Genomic DNA, 15,420 nt, shown 5'->3' with positions numbered 1-15,420 from the left:
CTTTTATAAACTATTGAATAATCTCTACAACTACTCTTTTATTTTCTTTTGTTGCAGCAGCCTTTGCAACAGTTCTTATAGCTTTTGCTATTCTACCTTGTTTTCCAATAACTTTACCCATATCTTCTGGGGCAACCTTTAATTCTACAATTAGTGATTGTCTTCCTTCTATTTCAGTAACAAAAACTTCATCTGGGTTATCCACTAAAGCTTTAGCTATTGTTTTTACTAATTCACCCATTTTTTACACCCCCTGAAAGCACAAACTAAGCTTTCTTTGACTGCTCAAACTTTTCTATAACACCATATTTTTTAAATAAATCTCTTACAGTATCAGTTGGCTGAGCACCATTTTTAAGCCATTTTATAGCTTTTTCATCATCAATTTTCACCTCAACAGGCTCAACAACTGGATTGTAGTATCCTAATTCTTCAATAAATCTACCATCTCTAGGTGAACGAGAATCTGCAACTACAAGTCTATAGAAAGGCTTCTTTTTAGCTCCCATTCTTTTTAATCTAATTTTTACTGCCATTTTATTCACCTCCTTTAAAATACAATTCCTATTTATCTTCCAAAGAATGGAAATCTTATTTTTCCACCCTTTTTCATACTTTTTCCCATATCTGCAAATTGCTTCATCATCTTCTTTGTTTGAGCAAATTGCTTTAAAAGACTGTTCACTTTACTAACAGGCATACCACTGCCCTTAGCAATTCTTTTTCTTCTACTACCATTGATCATAGAAGGATTTCTTCTTTCCTCCTTTGTCATGGACTGAATCATTGCTTCTATATGAATCAGCTCTTTATCATCTATTTCCATATTTCTTAATTGCTTACTGTTCATGCCTGGAATCATTTCAAGAAGTTGACTCATAGACCCCATACTTTTCATTTGCTGTAATTGCTCTAAAAAGTCTTCAAAAGAAAACTCCTGGCTTCTTATTTTTTTCTCTAATTCCTTTGCTTTTTTAGCATCAAAATTAGCTTGGGCCTTTTCTATTAAACTTAAAACATCACCCATCCCTAATATTCTAGAAGCCATTCTATCTGGATAAAAAGGCTCTAGGTCTGTTAGCTTTTCACCCATACCAACAAATTTTATAGGCTTTTGGGTTACAGCACGTACAGATAAAGCAGCTCCACCTCTTGTATCTCCATCTAACTTTGTTAGTATAACACCATCAATGCCTAACTTTTCATTAAAACTTTCTGCAACATTGACAGCATCTTGACCTGTCATCGCATCTACGACTAATAGTATTTCTTGAGGTTTTACTTCTTTTTTAATATCTTCTAGTTCATCCATCAAGTTTTCATCTATGTGAAGTCTACCTGCCGTATCAATAATGACTACATCATTTCCATGCTGCTTTGCATGTTCTACCCCTGCTTTTGCAATATTAACAGGACTCACTTTATCTCCCATAGAAAATACAGGAACATCTAATTGGCTTCCTACAACTTGTAATTGCTTAATAGCTGCTGGTCTGTAAATATCTCCAGCAACCAATAAAGGTCTTTTACCCATTTTTTTTAAGTTTCCACCTAATTTACCACTTGTTGTAGTCTTACCAGCTCCCTGTAATCCTACTAACATATACACCGTGGGAGGTTTAGATGAAAAAGACAACTTGCTTTGTGTTGTTCCCATCAAAGCTGTCAGCTCTTCATTAACAATTTTAATTACCTGCTGACCCGGAGTTAAGCTTTCCATAACTTCTATGCCAATAGCTCTTTCTTTTACTTTATTAATAAAATCTTTTACAACTTTAAAGTTAACATCTGCTTCAAGCAACGCAAGCTTTACTTCTCTCATAGCTTCTTTTACATCTTTTTCAGTTAGCTTACCCTTGCTTTTTAATTTTTTTAAAGCACCTTGAAGCTTATCTGCTAATCCTTCAAAAACCATCTCGCCACCTCCTAAGGGGCTATTTTTCTAATATATCATAAGCAATATCCTGTATCTTTTTGATCTCTTCTAATACAAAAAGTTCTTTTTCATATTTATTATGCTCAATCTTTTCTATAATTTTTAAAATTTCTTCTATTTGCTTTTTTGTAACGGAAAATTTATACACTAACTTTAATTTTTTTTCATATTCAAACAACAGCTTTTCTGATCGCTTTATAGTATCATATACAGCTTGCCTACTAACTCCTAGCTGTTCTGCAATTTCCCCTAATGACAAATCATCATTATAATATAGCCCTAGTACTTGCTGTTGTTTCTTTGTAAGCAACTGTCCATAAAAATCATATAAAAGACTCATTTGGACTATCTTCTCAAACATTATAACACTTCCTAACAAAAGTGTAAAGGTTTTTCGCTTTACAGATGTATTTTAACCTACATTTCCTACGCTGTCAATATTTTTTTAATTTTCTTCTTCAAATAATGCATTCACAAAATCTTGTGGGATAAATTTTTGTAAATCATCCATCCCCTCTCCTACACCAATCAATTTTACAGGAATATCAAGTTCTGAACTAATACCGAGAACAACACCACCTTTAGCAGTTCCATCTAATTTCGTTAATACGACACCAGTTATATTGGTAACTTCTTTAAAAATCTTTGCTTGTTGGATTGCATTTTGTCCTGTTGTAGCATCTAAAACTAAAAGAGTTTCTTTTTTAGCTTCTGGATATTCTCTGTCGACAACCTTTGCAACTTTCCCTAATTCGTTCATCAAATTCTTTTTATTGTGAAGTCTTCCTGCTGTATCACAAATAAGTACATCTATTTTCCTAGCTTTTGCTGATTGAATAGCATCATATATTACTGCTGCAGGATCTGCACCCTCTTGATGCTTGATAACATCCACACCTACTCTATCTCCCCAAATCTCTAATTGATCAATAGCTGCTGCTCTAAATGTATCACCTGCTGCTAATAATACTTTTTTTCCTTGAGATTTAAACTGATGAGCAATTTTTCCTATAGAAGTAGTCTTTCCAACTCCATTTACACCTACCATCAAAATTATTGCAGGAGATGGTACTACATTTAAATCATGTGACTTATCCATATCCAATAGCTCTCCTAAAATCTCTTTTAACAATTCTTTTAAATCCTGTGCTTCTGTAATCTTTCTCTCCTTTGCCATACTTCTTAATTTATCAATAATTTCCATTGTCGTATGAACACCTGCATCCGATGTAATCAATATTTCTTCAAGCTCTTCAAATAATTCCTCATCAACTTTTTTATAAGATTTTAGTACTTCATCTATTTTTCCAGCTATTCCTTCTCGTGTTTTTGTAAGCCCTTTCTTTAACTTTGCAAAAAAGCTTAATTTTTTCTCTACTTTTTGTTCTTGCTTTTGAGTTTGTTCTTCTTCTCTTTTCTCTAACTCTTGAGTAATCTCTTCTATCTTTTCTTCTTCATTTTTTGTTTCTTCATTTTCAAATTCAATATCATTAGTCTCTTCAATATGCTCTTGTATAACATTTTCTTTCTCATTTACTTGAATATTTTCCTCTTGGATTTTTGTAGGCTTCTTATTATCCTTTTTAAATTTAGCTATGAATTTTTTAAACATATTTATTCCCTCCAATTTAGCTAACCTTTTCAGTAAGTTTTACAGATACTAATTTTGAAACGCCATGTTCTTGCATAGTTACTCCATACAAAGCATCTGCAGATTCCATAGTTCCTTTCCTATGAGTTACTACAATAAATTGCGTTTCTTTAGAAAATTCTTTCAAAAAGTCTGCATATCTATAAACATTCGCATCATCTAAAGCTGCTTCTATTTCATCTAATATGCAAAAAGGTGTAGGCTTTATTTTTAAAATAGCAAATAATAATGCAATAGCTGTTAATGCTCTTTCTCCCCCTGAAAGCAAAGATAAATTTTGTAATTTTTTTCCTGGAGGTTGTGCAATAATTTCTATTTTAGAAGAAAGAATATCTTCCTCATTTTCAAGTCTTAATTCTGCTTTTCCACCACCAAATAATTTTTTGAAAACTTCATTAAAATGCACTCTAATCTTCTCAAAGTTTTCCTTAAATTGTATTCTCATTGTATTTTCCATTTCTTTAATTACTTTTTTAAGTGAATCGATAGCAGCAGTTAAATCTTCTTTTTGTCCAGTTAAAAATTCATATCTTTCCATCACTGCTTTATATTCTTCAATTGCATTTAAATTTACACTTCCTAAATCTTTTATTTTTTTCTTTAAAATTTTGATTCTTTTTGAGGATTCGGATAAATTAATATCTTCTTTTTTAAAGGTTAAAGCTTCAGCATACGTAACTTCATAGCTTTCCCACAATTTATTGAAATACGATTCTTGCTGTATTTCAAGCCTTGTAAGCTTTACTTCGATTTTATGAAGACTATCCTGTAGCGATGCTACCATTTGATTTATTTTTTTTACTTTTTCTTCTACTTCTTCAAAATTCTTATGTGCTTCTTTTCTTTTAGCTTTTTCTTGTCCTAAATTAAATTCGCATTGTTTTTTTAAAACATCTGCATCTTTCATTTCTATTTCCAATATATTTAACTGCTCAAGTAATAATTTTTTATTTTTCATCAATTTATCAATTTCTGTTTGTTTATGATTTTTCAAATCATCTAGTTCTTTCATTTTTAATTCTACTGCATTCATATTTTGATAAATATGCTTCTTTTTTTGCTCTAATGAAGCAATCTCTATCTTTAAATTTGTTACTTCACTACTTAACTTTTCCTTTTGTAATCGCTCCTCATCATATGAACTTTTACTATTTGATACTCTATCTTGTATTTCTTTCTCTTTCATCTGAAGCTTTTCTATTTTAATATTCTTTATTTCAATATTTTTTTCAGTTTCATTATGATCAATAGCTAACTGCTCTATTTCAAATAGAAAACGCTGCATCATATCTTGATAATTTTTCATTTCCTTTTTAAGCTGATTTTTCTTGTTTTCTGTATTGATAAAAGCAATCTCCTTTTCTTTTAATGACTGCTCCTGCTCACTTAATTGCTCTTTAAGGGCTGTTAATTTTTTTTCATCTTCGTGAAGCCTCTTCATTATTTTTTCATATTCTACACTTAACACCTTAATACTGCTATTTATTTCTTCTATTTCCCTTTTTCTGCTTAAAATATTTAACGTTTTTGAACGATAGCTACCTCCTGTTATAGCACCACTAGGATTTATAATATCCCCCTCTAAGGATACAATTTTATATTTGTTTTTTTTCATTTTTGCAAGGATTATTCCGTTTTCTATCTTATCCACAAATACAACTCTGCCCAGTAAATAATGCAATATGTTTTCATATTCTTTTGGAAAATCAATAATATCTATGGCAAATCCTATAAAACCCTTTATATCCTCAAGTTCATCTTTATGAAAAGATTTTTTATTAAATCGATCCTTAGGTAAAAAAGTTACTCTCCCTAACTTATTTTTCTTTAAATAATCAATCACCCTGCTTGCATCGTTAGTTGTTTCACAAATAATATTTTGCATAGCACTCCCTAATGCAACTTCAACAGCAATCTCAAAGCCTTTTGGAACATTAATCAGTTCTGTTACTACACCATATATTCCTTTTCCTAAGCTAGGATTATTTCTAGTATGGATCAGCGTATTTTTCACACTTTTATGAAACCCCTCATACTCATTTTCCATTTTCTCTAACAATTTCTTTGTCGTTTGCTGCTCTTGAATTTTTTGTCTTAAGTTTTCTTCTTTTTCTTTATTTTCTTTGATTGTACTATTCAAGCTTTCAATGTCTAAAACTGTAATATTTCTCTCTTTCTTAAGATTTTCAAAATCAATTTTCATTTTTTTTAATTGAGCATGAACAGTATCTTCTTCTTTTTTCAGTAAATCTAATTCATTTTCTATATTTTTTTTATCTTCCTCAACTTGATTTTGTCTTTTTATAATATTATTTTGAAGCGCAATTAAACTATGCATTTCACTTTTTATTGCAGCAATTGAATTTAATATTTCAATCACCGTTCCCTTAGACTTTTCCATATCTTCTTCTTTTTTTTCTAATACATTCTTTACCTTATTGAAGTCTTTTAGTTTGTTTTCTAAGCAAATTCTTTTATTTTCTAACTCTTCACTTTCAATTTTGAATTTCTCCTTCATTTCATCTAATTGCACTGAAAGCTGCTTTTTATTTTCATCAATTTCTTTCATTTCATTGCTTAATCTTGCAGTATTTTCTGTAATGTTAAATACTTTTTCGTTGCAAAGCACTAACTCTCCTTCTTTTCTCTCCATTAAATGAACAGCTTCAAATATATTATTTTGTAATTGATTTATAGTTTCATCTATTTGTTCAATATTTTTTTTGTTTTCTTCATATTTTCCTTCAATTTCTTTTTTATTCTCAGCATAATGATACAATTGATTTCGTATAATGTCTTGTTGCTCCTTCAAAGCTTCTATATCATATTTTAAGGTTTCAATTTCATTTATGAATAGATTTATTTCTAAATCCTTTAATTCTGTATGCAATTCTAAAAAAGATTTCGCTTTTTCACTTTGTACTTTTAGTGGCTCTATTCTTGACTGAAGCTCCCTAATAATGTCATCAACCCTTATTAAGTTTTGATTTGTATTTTCTAGCTTCTTTTCGGACTCTTCTTTTCTGCTTCTATATTTAACAATTCCAGCAGCTTCTTCAAATAAAAGTCGTCTATTTTCTGATTTATTATTCAAAATCTCATCTATTCTACCTTGTCCAATAATAGAATATCCATCAACCCCTACCCCTGTATCCATAAACATTTCTTTTATATCCTTTAATCTACATAATGATTTATTAATGTAGTATTCACTTTCTCCTGACCGATAAACTCTCCTTGTTACAGTAACCTCCGAATAATCTATTGGAAGCTTATTAGATTCATTATCAAGAGTTAGTGATACTTCTGCCATTCCAACTGGTTTTCTTTTGGTAGTTCCAGCAAAAATGACATCATCCATTCTACTCCCTCTTAAAGTTTTAGGACTTTGTTCTCCTAAAACCCATCTTATTGCATCTGAAATATTACTCTTACCACTTCCATTAGGACCTACAATTCCTGTAACCCCTTTTTCAAACTCAATTTCAATCTTATCTGCAAAAGATTTAAATCCATGTATGTCAAGTTTTTTCAGGTACAAACTATAACACCTCTTCTTCATTAGTTGCTTTTCATCATTTTACCATATCTACATATAAACAACATCAAAATTTAATAATGAACTATAAAAATATAAGAGAAGACCTTTTCATTCACAATGCAATTTAAAACCTATCTCTTTATTAGATAAATTTTAAATTGCATTATCAGCATATTTTTTCATATCTATCTTGAAAATCTCCCCAGATGTAGTAATAATATGAATCTCACCATCTTTTAAATTATTGTTTTTCATAATTTTTATTTTTTTTATATCATATTTATTTTTTATAAAGTTTACATTCGCTTTTTTTTGCCCAACCAAGCTGGAAATATATCTATCCATTACTTGCATTTCAATCCATAAGCTTTTTATATTTTCCTTCAAAAACAGATAATCCAGCATTTCCTTAAATATTTCTGCTTCAACTAGTTGTCGAAAAGATGGATGAAATGGACCTGCGATAACTTCTCTTCCTAGTAAAATATTTTCAGTTGGCTGAAGTCCCACTCTGATCACTGGAATTTCTGCTTTTAAGAATTTTAATAGTAAATTTTTGCAAATTGATATCGCATCTTCTAAGGATAATGCTCGATATTTTCCTTGTAGATACATCTTTTCTAAGTATGTATCTCTTACTACTAATGTAGGATAGATTCTTACAAAATCAGGCGACAAATCAATAAGCTTATCTGCTGTATCATTTATTTTTCTTTTATTATCTCCTGGCAAACCAATCATCATTTGAAGACCAAGCTTAACAGGAAACTGCTTTATTATTTTCACTGCATTTACCACATCTTCAGCTGTATGCCCTCTTCCACTTTTTATAAGCACTTCATCATTCATAGACTGAACACCTAATTCTATAATGGATACACCATATGTAACTAGGCGTTCTAAAATAGACTCTTTTATATAATCAGGTCTTGTTGATAATCGAATGTCTTTAATCATTCCTGTTTTTTTCCACTTTGAAGCAATTTGCAAAAGTTTTTCCTGTTTTTCTATTTCAATTCCTGTAAAGCTCCCACCAAAAAAAGCAATTTCTACATGTTTTTGATTAAGATTATTTATAGTATTTAAATATTCTTGAATCTGAACATCCACCTCTTGAGGAGTTATATCCTCTGTCAGACCAGTAATTTTTTTCTGATTACAAAAAACACAATCAAAAGGACAACCTTTATGAGGAACAAAAACAGGAATAATATAATGTTTTTTTCCCATTTACATCACCTTGTTTAATGCTTCTTTTGCTGCATTTTGTTCTGCTTCTTTTTTACTTTTTCCTGAACCTTTTCCTAAAACCTTATTTCCTATTTTTACATGAACATAAAAAACCTTGTTATGATCTGGTCCAATTTCATCAATAACTTCATAGTTGATTTTATCATCATTTACACTTTGAATAATTTCTTGTAAATGTGTTTTATAATCCTTGAAAATTTTACCTTCTATTGCATCCTCAATGGTCATTTTTAAGCTATTTAGTATAAATTCTTTTGCTTTAGAAAGCCCACCATCTAAGTAAATAGCTCCAATAATTGCTTCAAATGTATCAGCTAATATAGATACTCTCTCTCTTCCTCCTGTTACTTCTTCTCCTTTTCCAAGAAGAAGATATTTGCCAAAGTTCATAAGCCTAGAACAATTAGCTAGAGACGGTTCGCATACAATACTTGCTCTTATTTTTGTAAGTTCTCCCTCCTGTAATGTATATAAACGGTTATACAAGTAATCACTAATAACGATACTAAGTACAGCATCTCCTAAAAATTCTAATCGTTCATTATGTTTTCCGTTTCTTTTTTTGTTCTCATTTGCATACGAGCTATGTGTTAAAGCTTCATTGAGTAAAGCAATATCTTTAAAGGTATAACCTATTTTCTCTGTAAGTTCCTTTAAAACTTCTTGCCTGTCCATATTTTTGCTATCCATATATGTCCTCCTTCATGTTTATCAAACAGTCTTTACATCATATTTATTGTACACTTTTTTTCCTCATTTTAAAAGCTATATCGCTATTTGGCTGTAGAAATTAGTTTTAAGGAGGCTGTAGAATAATAATAGGAAGTCATATAGACTTCCTATTATTATTCATATCTTTTCAATATAATTGTTGCATTATGACCTCCAAAACCTAATGAATTAGATAATGCATATCTTACTTCTTTTTTTCTTCCCTCATTTGGTGTATAATCCAAATCGCATTCAGGATCAGGTGTCGTATAATTGATTGTTGGTGGTATAAAATTCTCAGTTAACGCCAACACACATGCAATGGCTTCTACAGCTCCTGCACCTCCAAGAAGATGCCCTGTCATTGATTTTGTTGAACTTACTGATAATTTATATGCATGCTCTCCAAATACAGTTTTAATTCCCATTGTTTCGTTTTTATCATTTAATGGTGTTGATGTACCATGAGCATTAATATAATCAATATCTTCAGGTTTAATTTGTGCATCGTCAATAGCATTTTTCATAGCTCTAGCAGCACCTTCCCCTTCTGGAGCAGGTGCTGTAATATGATATGCATCTGCACTCATTCCATATCCTACCATTTCTGCATAGATATGAGCTCCACGAGCTAATGCATGTTCTAATTCTTCTATAATAAGCATTCCAGCTCCTTCACCCATTACAAATCCATCTCTATCTTTATCAAATGGTCTGCTAGCTTTTGTTGGATCATCATTTCTTGTAGATAGTGCTTTCATTGTACAAAAACCTGCTACTGCTAAAGGAGTAATTGATGCTTCAGTTCCACCTGTAAGCATTATATCAGCATCTCCTCTTTGAATGATTTTAAAAGCATCACCTATCGCATTAGTTGAAGATGCACATGCAGTAACTGTTGTACTATTTGGTCCCTTTGCACCAAAAGCCATAGATACTTGACCTGCTCCAATATTCGTAATCATCATTGGAATAAAAAATGGGCTTACTCTCTTAGGTCCTTTATTAAAAAGCTTTTGATATTCCTTTTCAAAGGTTTCAATACCACCTATTCCTGATCCTAATATTACACCAAAACGATGTTGATTAATTTTGTCTAAATCAATTTGAGAGTCATCTACTGCTAATTTAGCAGCAGCAACAGCAAATTGTGTAAATCTATCCATTCTTTTTGCTTCTTTTTTATCTATATAATCTGTTGGTTCAAAATCCTTTACTTCTCCTGCTATTTGAGCAGGAAAATCCTTTGCATCAAATTTAGTTATTTTACCAATTCCACTTTTTCCCTCTTTCAAAGCTTGAAAAAAGCTTTCTTTTCCGATACCTATGGGAGTAATCGCTCCAATTCCTGTAACAACAACTCTTCTTTTCAAGTAAATAACCTCCCCCAGTTTATTTATTCTCTTCAATGTATTTAGCAATATCTCCTATGCTCTTGAATTTTTCAGCATCCTCATCAGGAATTTCTATATCAAATTCGTCCTCTAGAGCCATCATAATTTCAACTGCATCTAAAGAATCTGCTTCCAAATCATCCATCAAAGAAGTTTCTAGCTGAATATGATCTGTCTCCTCCAAACCTAGTTGATCAGCAATAATCTCAACAACCTTTTCAAATATCATACTGTCACCTCCTCTCAACCTTTATTACATAGCCATTCCGCCATCTATATTTAACACCTGTCCTGTAATATAACTTGCTTGATCTGAACATAAAAATGCTACAACATTTGCAACGTCTTCAGCCTTTCCTAATTTTTTCATTGGAATCTGCTTTATAAGTTCTTCCTTTACTTTATCAGATAAAACATCTGTCATATCTGTTTCAATAAATCCTGGTGCTACAGCATTCACATTAATACCTCTTGATCCTAATTCTTTTGCAATAGACTTTGTAAATCCTATAACCCCAGCTTTTGATGCTGCATAATTCGCCTGTCCTGCATTCCCTGTTATCCCTACAACAGATGCTACATTTACAATTTTTCCGCTTTTTTGTTTCATCATTTTTCTTATAACTGCCTTTGTGCAATTATATGTACCCTTAAGATTTATATTCATTACCTTATCCCAATCTTCTTCTTTCATTTTCATAAGTAATGTATCTCTTGTAACACCAGCATTATTTACTAATATATCAATCGTATCAAATTTTTCCTCAACTTCTTTTATAAAGCTTTGTACTTCTTCAGCATTAGAAACATCTGCTTTTAATGCAATAGCAAATTTCCCCATATCCTTTATTTCTTTTACAACTTCTTCAGCTTTTGCTGCATTGCTCGTATAATTTACAACAATATTTGCTCCCAAACTTGCTAATTTTAAAGCAATTGCTTTGCCAATCCCTCTTGATCCACCTGTTACAACAGCCACTTTTCCTGCTAAATTCATTACTTTCCCTCCTATTGATATTAAAAGTTAGATAATAGCTTTTCTAATGTCTCAATATTTTCTACATTGTATATGGAAATTTCTTTCTTTAATTTTCTATTAATCTTTTTAATAAATCCACTTAAAGATTTTCCTGGTCCAATTTCTATAAAAGTATCTACCCCAGCTTCTAGCATTTTTATTACACTATCTTCCCATAAAACCGAATGACTTACTTGCTTTACAAGTAGATCTTTTACTTCTGTCTTTTCTTTATAGTAATCAGCATTAACATTTGCAATGACTGGTATTTTAAAATCATTAATCTTAACGTTTTCAAGTTCAAGTGCTAATTTTTCCCCTGCAGGTACTAGCATAGAACAATGAAAAGGAGCACTTACTGGAAGTACTACTGCTTTTTTCGCTCCCATCTCTTTTGTAAATTCACACGCTTTCTCAACAGCACTCACTTCTCCTGATATTACAATTTGTCCTGGACTATTAAAGTTTGCAGCCTCTACTATTCCAAATTCTTTTGCTTTTTCTAATGCTTTCTCTAAATCTTCTCTTTCCATCCCTAAAATTGCAGCCATTGTTCCAACTCCTAATGGAACTGCTTCTTGCATGTATTTTCCTCTCTTTTTTACTAATAAAACAGCATCTTTAAAATCCATTACATTCGCCATTACTAAAGATGCATATTCTCCTAAACTTAAACCTGCACTTATATCAGGGGTTATTCCTTTTTCTTCAAGGACTTTTGCTATAGCTATACATGTTGTAAGTATCGCAGGCTGTGTATTTTCAGTTTTTTTTAATTCTTCCTCTGGACCTTCAAAGCACATCTTCTTCATATCATACCCTATAGCTTCACTAGCTTGTTCAAATATTTTATTAGCGATTTCAAAATTTTCTACAATATCCTTTCCCATTCCTACATATTGAGCTCCCTGACCTGGAAAAACAAAAGCAAGTTTTGACATTTTCTTCACTCCTTATTTACATATGAAATTCATTGATTGATAAATATTTGTCATTTGATTCATCATTTCTTCAATAATTTCACTACAGCTTTTAATATCTTTTATAAGCCCAGCAATTTGTCCTGACATAATAGATCCATTCTCTATATCACCATCAACAGCAGCAAGCTTCAGTTTTCCTGCTCCTAATTTTTCAATTTCTTCTATAGATGCACCTGACTTTTCTAACATTTCAAATTCCTTAGATAATTTATTTTTAATTACCCTTACTGGATGGCCAGTGCTTCTTCCTGTAACAATCGTATCTCTGTCTTTTGCTTTTAATATTCTTTCTTTATATTTTTCATGCACTTTACATTCCTTAGAACATACAAATCTAGTTCCAACTTGAACCCCTTCTGCTCCAAGACAAAAGGCTGCCATCATTCCTCTTCCATCACCGATTCCTCCAGCAGCAATAACTGGAATATTTACAGCATCTACTACTTGTGGTACTAATACCATCGTTGTTAACTCTCCTATGTGTCCTCCCGCTTCTGTTCCTTCAACAATAACTGCATCTGCTCCACTCTTTTCAACTCTCTTAGCAAGAGCTACTGAAGGTACTACAGGAATTACCTTTGTACCTGCACCTTTTAGGTCTTTCATATATTTACCAGGGTTTCCTGCTCCTGTAGTAATGACAGGAACTTTTTCTGAAATAACTAAATCAATAATTTCATCCACATATGGAGATAAAAGCATTACATTAATAGCATAAGGCTTATCTGTTAACTCTCTTATTTTATCTATTTCTTTTTTTATAATTTCCGCTGGAGCATTTCCTCCTGCAATAATACCGAGTCCTCCTGCATTAGAAACAGCAGCAGCAAGCTCTGCTGTAGAAATCCATGCCATAGCTCCTTGTATAATCGGATATTTTATATCTAAAATTTCACACAACTTTGAATTAATCATATAAACACCCCTTAAAACTACTTATTCCATCTAATTGCACTTGCTCCCCAAGTAAGACCTCCGCCAAAACCTACCATTACTACTAAATCTCCTTTTTTAATCTTACCCATCTTTACCGCTTCATCTAATGCAATTGGTACAGATGCTGCTGAAGTATTAGCTATTTTATCTAAATTCACATATACTTTTTCCATATCAAGCTTTAGCTTCTTAGCAGCAGAATTAACAATTCTTATATTGGCTTGGTGTGGAACAAGATAGTCAATATCTTCAATATTATTTCCACTTTTTTCTATGACTTCTTTTGCAGCTTTTCCCATGATTCTAACTGCAAACTTAAACACTTCACTGCCATCCATTTTTAAATAATGTAGTTTTTCTTTTACAGTATCAACAGATGCTGGCATTCTTGATCCACCTGCCGGTGTAAATAAGAATTTTCCTCCTTCTCCATCTGCTCCCATAGTCATCGAAAGAATTCCCATTCCATCTTCTGTAGGTCCTAATACTACTGCTCCTGCTCCATCTCCAAATAATATACAAGTACCTCTATCAGTCCAATCAACAATCTTAGATAATGTTTCAGCACCAATTACTAAAATCTTATCATACATACCTGTAGCAATAAATTGCTGTCCTACTGTCATTCCATATAAAAAACCTGAGCAAGCTGCTTCTAAGTCAAAAGCTGCTGCATTCATTGCACCAATATTTTTTTGAACAATACATGCTGTTGCAGGCAGACTCATATCAGGTGTAACTGTAGCTACAATAATTAAATCAATTTCTTCTGGTAAAACTCCAGCATCTTCTAATGCTCTTAAAGCAGCTTTTGTAGCTAAATCTGAAGTAGCAGTATTTTCATCTGCAATATGTCTTTGTTCGATTCCAGTTCTTTTCACAATCCATTCATGAGACGTATCAACCATTTTTTCAAGATCATAATTTGTAAGCACTTTTTCTGGTAAGTAACTTCCTGTTCCCAATATCCCTACTGATCTAAGTTTATTCTGCATTATTTTCATCTCCTATTCTACATATTTCCCTATTAATTATCTGAACTACTTCTCCTTCTACAAAAATTTTTGCTTGTTTGATTGCATTTTTTATAGCTTTCGCATTAGAGCTTCCATGCGCCTTCACTACAGCACCATTTATCCCTAAAAGCGGTGCTCCACCATACTCAGTATAATCAAGGTTTTTCTTAAATTCTTTCAAAGACCCTTTTAAAATCGCTGCTCCTATTTTATTTATAAAATTTTTTGTGAATTGTTCCTTCAGCATAGACATTATTGTCATCGCTACTCCCTCTGTAAGCTTTAAAATTACATTTCCTACAAATCCATCACACACAATAACATCTACAATTCCTTTTGGAAGATCTCTTACTTCTGCATTTCCACAAAAATTCAAGTCTGTTTTTTTGAATAATTCAAAGGATTCTTTTATTAGCTGTGTACCTTTCCCTTCTTCTATCCCAATATTTGCTAATCCTATAGACGGATTTTCCTTTCCTAACACCTTCTCAACATATACAGAGCCCATCAATCCAAACTCTAATAAATTTCTTGCTTTACATTCAGCATTTGCTCCAGCATCTACTAGCAATGAAATCCCTTTTGTTGTAGGATATACAGAAGCTATAGCAGGTCTATCAATACCTTTAATTCTTCCTAAATTAAACAAGCTTCCTGCAAGTAGTGCACCTGTATTGCCTGCTGAAATAAAAGCCTCTACTTTTCTCTCTTTTAACAAATTCAAGCCCACAATCATAGATGAATCTTTCTTTCTTCTTACAGCTTTTACTGGCTTATCCTCATTTGTGATAATTTCAGATGCATGTATTATTTTAATTCTAGTAGAATCAAACGCATATTTTTCTAATTCTTTTTCTATTAAATTTTTTTGTCCTATTAAAAAAATATCTATATCATCTACTTCATTAATGCACTCAATACAGCCCTTTACAATTTCTTTAGGTGCATGGTCTCCACCCATTCCATCAACAGCTATTCTCATA

General features: G+C 31.8%; 15 protein-coding genes. All 15 read right to left on the bottom strand.

Features of this window, described 5'->3' with window-relative positions; all coding sequences use genetic code 11:
* Positions 1 to 10: 10 nt before the first annotated feature.
* On the bottom strand, positions 11 to 241 hold the full coding sequence (locus KVH43_RS11120; RefSeq protein WP_148809187.1) for a KH domain-containing protein: 231 nt from the start codon (positions 239 to 241) through the stop codon (positions 11 to 13).
* Between the two features lie 25 nt (positions 242 to 266).
* On the bottom strand, positions 267 to 536 hold the full coding sequence (rpsP, locus tag KVH43_RS11115) for a 30S ribosomal protein S16 (protein ID WP_218282595.1): 270 nt from the start codon (positions 534 to 536) through the stop codon (positions 267 to 269).
* 32 nt (positions 537 to 568) lie between these two features.
* Positions 569 to 1,915, bottom strand: a complete 1,347-nt coding sequence (gene ffh, locus KVH43_RS11110; RefSeq protein WP_218282594.1) for a signal recognition particle protein — start codon at positions 1,913 to 1,915, stop codon at positions 569 to 571.
* Between the two features lie 19 nt (positions 1,916 to 1,934).
* Positions 1,935 to 2,297 (bottom strand): YlxM family DNA-binding protein, encoded by a 363-nt coding sequence (ylxM, locus tag KVH43_RS11105; protein ID WP_218282593.1) that lies wholly within the window; start codon positions 2,295 to 2,297, stop codon positions 1,935 to 1,937.
* An 84-nt stretch (positions 2,298 to 2,381) separates the two neighbouring features.
* Positions 2,382 to 3,251 carry a signal recognition particle-docking protein FtsY gene (gene ftsY / locus KVH43_RS11100; RefSeq protein WP_338028384.1) on the bottom strand — a complete coding sequence of 290 codons (870 nt, stop codon included), beginning with the start codon at positions 3,249 to 3,251 and terminating at the stop codon, positions 2,382 to 2,384.
* Between the two features lie 313 nt (positions 3,252 to 3,564).
* On the bottom strand, positions 3,565 to 7,128 hold the full coding sequence (gene smc / locus KVH43_RS11095; RefSeq protein WP_218282591.1) for a chromosome segregation protein SMC: 3,564 nt from the start codon (positions 7,126 to 7,128) through the stop codon (positions 3,565 to 3,567).
* Between the two features lie 153 nt (positions 7,129 to 7,281).
* Positions 7,282 to 8,358, bottom strand: coding sequence for an elongator complex protein 3 (locus tag KVH43_RS11090; RefSeq protein WP_218282590.1), 1,077 nt, complete (start codon positions 8,356 to 8,358; stop codon positions 7,282 to 7,284).
* Positions 8,359 to 9,069, bottom strand: a complete 711-nt coding sequence (rnc, locus tag KVH43_RS11085) for a ribonuclease III (RefSeq protein WP_255547749.1) — start codon at positions 9,067 to 9,069, stop codon at positions 8,359 to 8,361.
* Positions 9,070 to 9,224: 155 nt separating this feature from the next.
* Positions 9,225 to 10,463: a beta-ketoacyl-ACP synthase II gene (gene fabF / locus KVH43_RS11080; RefSeq protein WP_218282589.1), complete on the bottom strand. Its 1,239-nt coding sequence runs from the start codon at positions 10,461 to 10,463 to the stop codon at positions 9,225 to 9,227.
* A 19-nt stretch (positions 10,464 to 10,482) separates the two neighbouring features.
* Positions 10,483 to 10,713 carry an acyl carrier protein gene (gene acpP / locus KVH43_RS11075; RefSeq protein WP_218282588.1) on the bottom strand — a complete coding sequence of 77 codons (231 nt, stop codon included), beginning with the start codon at positions 10,711 to 10,713 and terminating at the stop codon, positions 10,483 to 10,485.
* 24 nt (positions 10,714 to 10,737) lie between these two features.
* On the bottom strand, positions 10,738 to 11,481 hold the full coding sequence (gene fabG / locus KVH43_RS11070) for a 3-oxoacyl-[acyl-carrier-protein] reductase (RefSeq protein ID WP_218282587.1): 744 nt from the start codon (positions 11,479 to 11,481) through the stop codon (positions 10,738 to 10,740).
* A gap of 20 nt (positions 11,482 to 11,501) precedes the next feature.
* Positions 11,502 to 12,443, bottom strand: a complete 942-nt coding sequence (fabD, locus tag KVH43_RS11065) for an ACP S-malonyltransferase (RefSeq protein ID WP_218282586.1) — start codon at positions 12,441 to 12,443, stop codon at positions 11,502 to 11,504.
* A gap of 12 nt (positions 12,444 to 12,455) precedes the next feature.
* Complete coding sequence (gene fabK / locus KVH43_RS11060; RefSeq protein ID WP_218282585.1) at positions 12,456 to 13,400, bottom strand: enoyl-[acyl-carrier-protein] reductase FabK; 945 nt, start codon at positions 13,398 to 13,400, stop codon at positions 12,456 to 12,458.
* A gap of 17 nt (positions 13,401 to 13,417) precedes the next feature.
* Positions 13,418 to 14,416, bottom strand: a complete 999-nt coding sequence (locus tag KVH43_RS11055) for a beta-ketoacyl-ACP synthase III (protein WP_218282584.1) — start codon at positions 14,414 to 14,416, stop codon at positions 13,418 to 13,420.
* Entirely contained in the window at positions 14,406 to 15,419 is a 1,014-nt protein-coding gene (plsX, locus tag KVH43_RS11050; protein WP_218282583.1) for a phosphate acyltransferase PlsX, read from the bottom strand. The genes KVH43_RS11055 and plsX overlap by 11 nt, the downstream gene beginning before the upstream one ends.
* Position 15,420 lies beyond the last annotated feature (1 nt).

Source organism: Crassaminicella indica (assembly GCF_019203185.1).
Classification (GTDB): domain Bacteria; phylum Bacillota; class Clostridia; order Peptostreptococcales; family Thermotaleaceae; genus Crassaminicella; species Crassaminicella indica.
This window is presented reverse-complemented; position numbering and strand designations above follow the sequence as displayed.

Excerpts from the sequence above, each read along its gene's own strand:
- KVH43_RS11120 (WP_148809187.1), bottom strand. The coding sequence starts at position 241 with ATGGGTGAATTAGTAAAAACAATAGCTAAAGCTTTAGTGGATAACCCA.
- KVH43_RS11055 (WP_218282584.1), bottom strand. The coding sequence starts at position 14,416 with ATGCAGAATAAACTTAGATCAGTAGGGATATTGGGAACAGGAAGTTAC.
- rpsP (WP_218282595.1), bottom strand. The coding sequence starts at position 536 with ATGGCAGTAAAAATTAGATTAAAAAGAATGGGAGCTAAAAAGAAGCCT.
- ylxM (WP_218282593.1), bottom strand. The coding sequence starts at position 2,297 with ATGTTTGAGAAGATAGTCCAAATGAGTCTTTTATATGATTTTTATGGA.
- KVH43_RS11090 (WP_218282590.1), bottom strand. The coding sequence starts at position 8,358 with ATGGGAAAAAAACATTATATTATTCCTGTTTTTGTTCCTCATAAAGGT.
- fabD (WP_218282586.1), bottom strand. The coding sequence starts at position 12,443 with ATGTCAAAACTTGCTTTTGTTTTTCCAGGTCAGGGAGCTCAATATGTA.
- fabG (WP_218282587.1), bottom strand. The coding sequence starts at position 11,481 with ATGAATTTAGCAGGAAAAGTGGCTGTTGTAACAGGTGGATCAAGAGGG.
- ffh (WP_218282594.1), bottom strand. The coding sequence starts at position 1,915 with ATGGTTTTTGAAGGATTAGCAGATAAGCTTCAAGGTGCTTTAAAAAAA.
- rnc (WP_255547749.1), bottom strand. The coding sequence starts at position 9,069 with ATGGATAGCAAAAATATGGACAGGCAAGAAGTTTTAAAGGAACTTACA.
- fabK (WP_218282585.1), bottom strand. The coding sequence starts at position 13,400 with ATGATTAATTCAAAGTTGTGTGAAATTTTAGATATAAAATATCCGATT.
- plsX (WP_218282583.1), bottom strand. The coding sequence starts at position 15,419 with ATGAGAATAGCTGTTGATGGAATGGGTGGAGACCATGCACCTAAAGAA.
- acpP (WP_218282588.1), bottom strand. The coding sequence starts at position 10,713 with ATGATATTTGAAAAGGTTGTTGAGATTATTGCTGATCAACTAGGTTTG.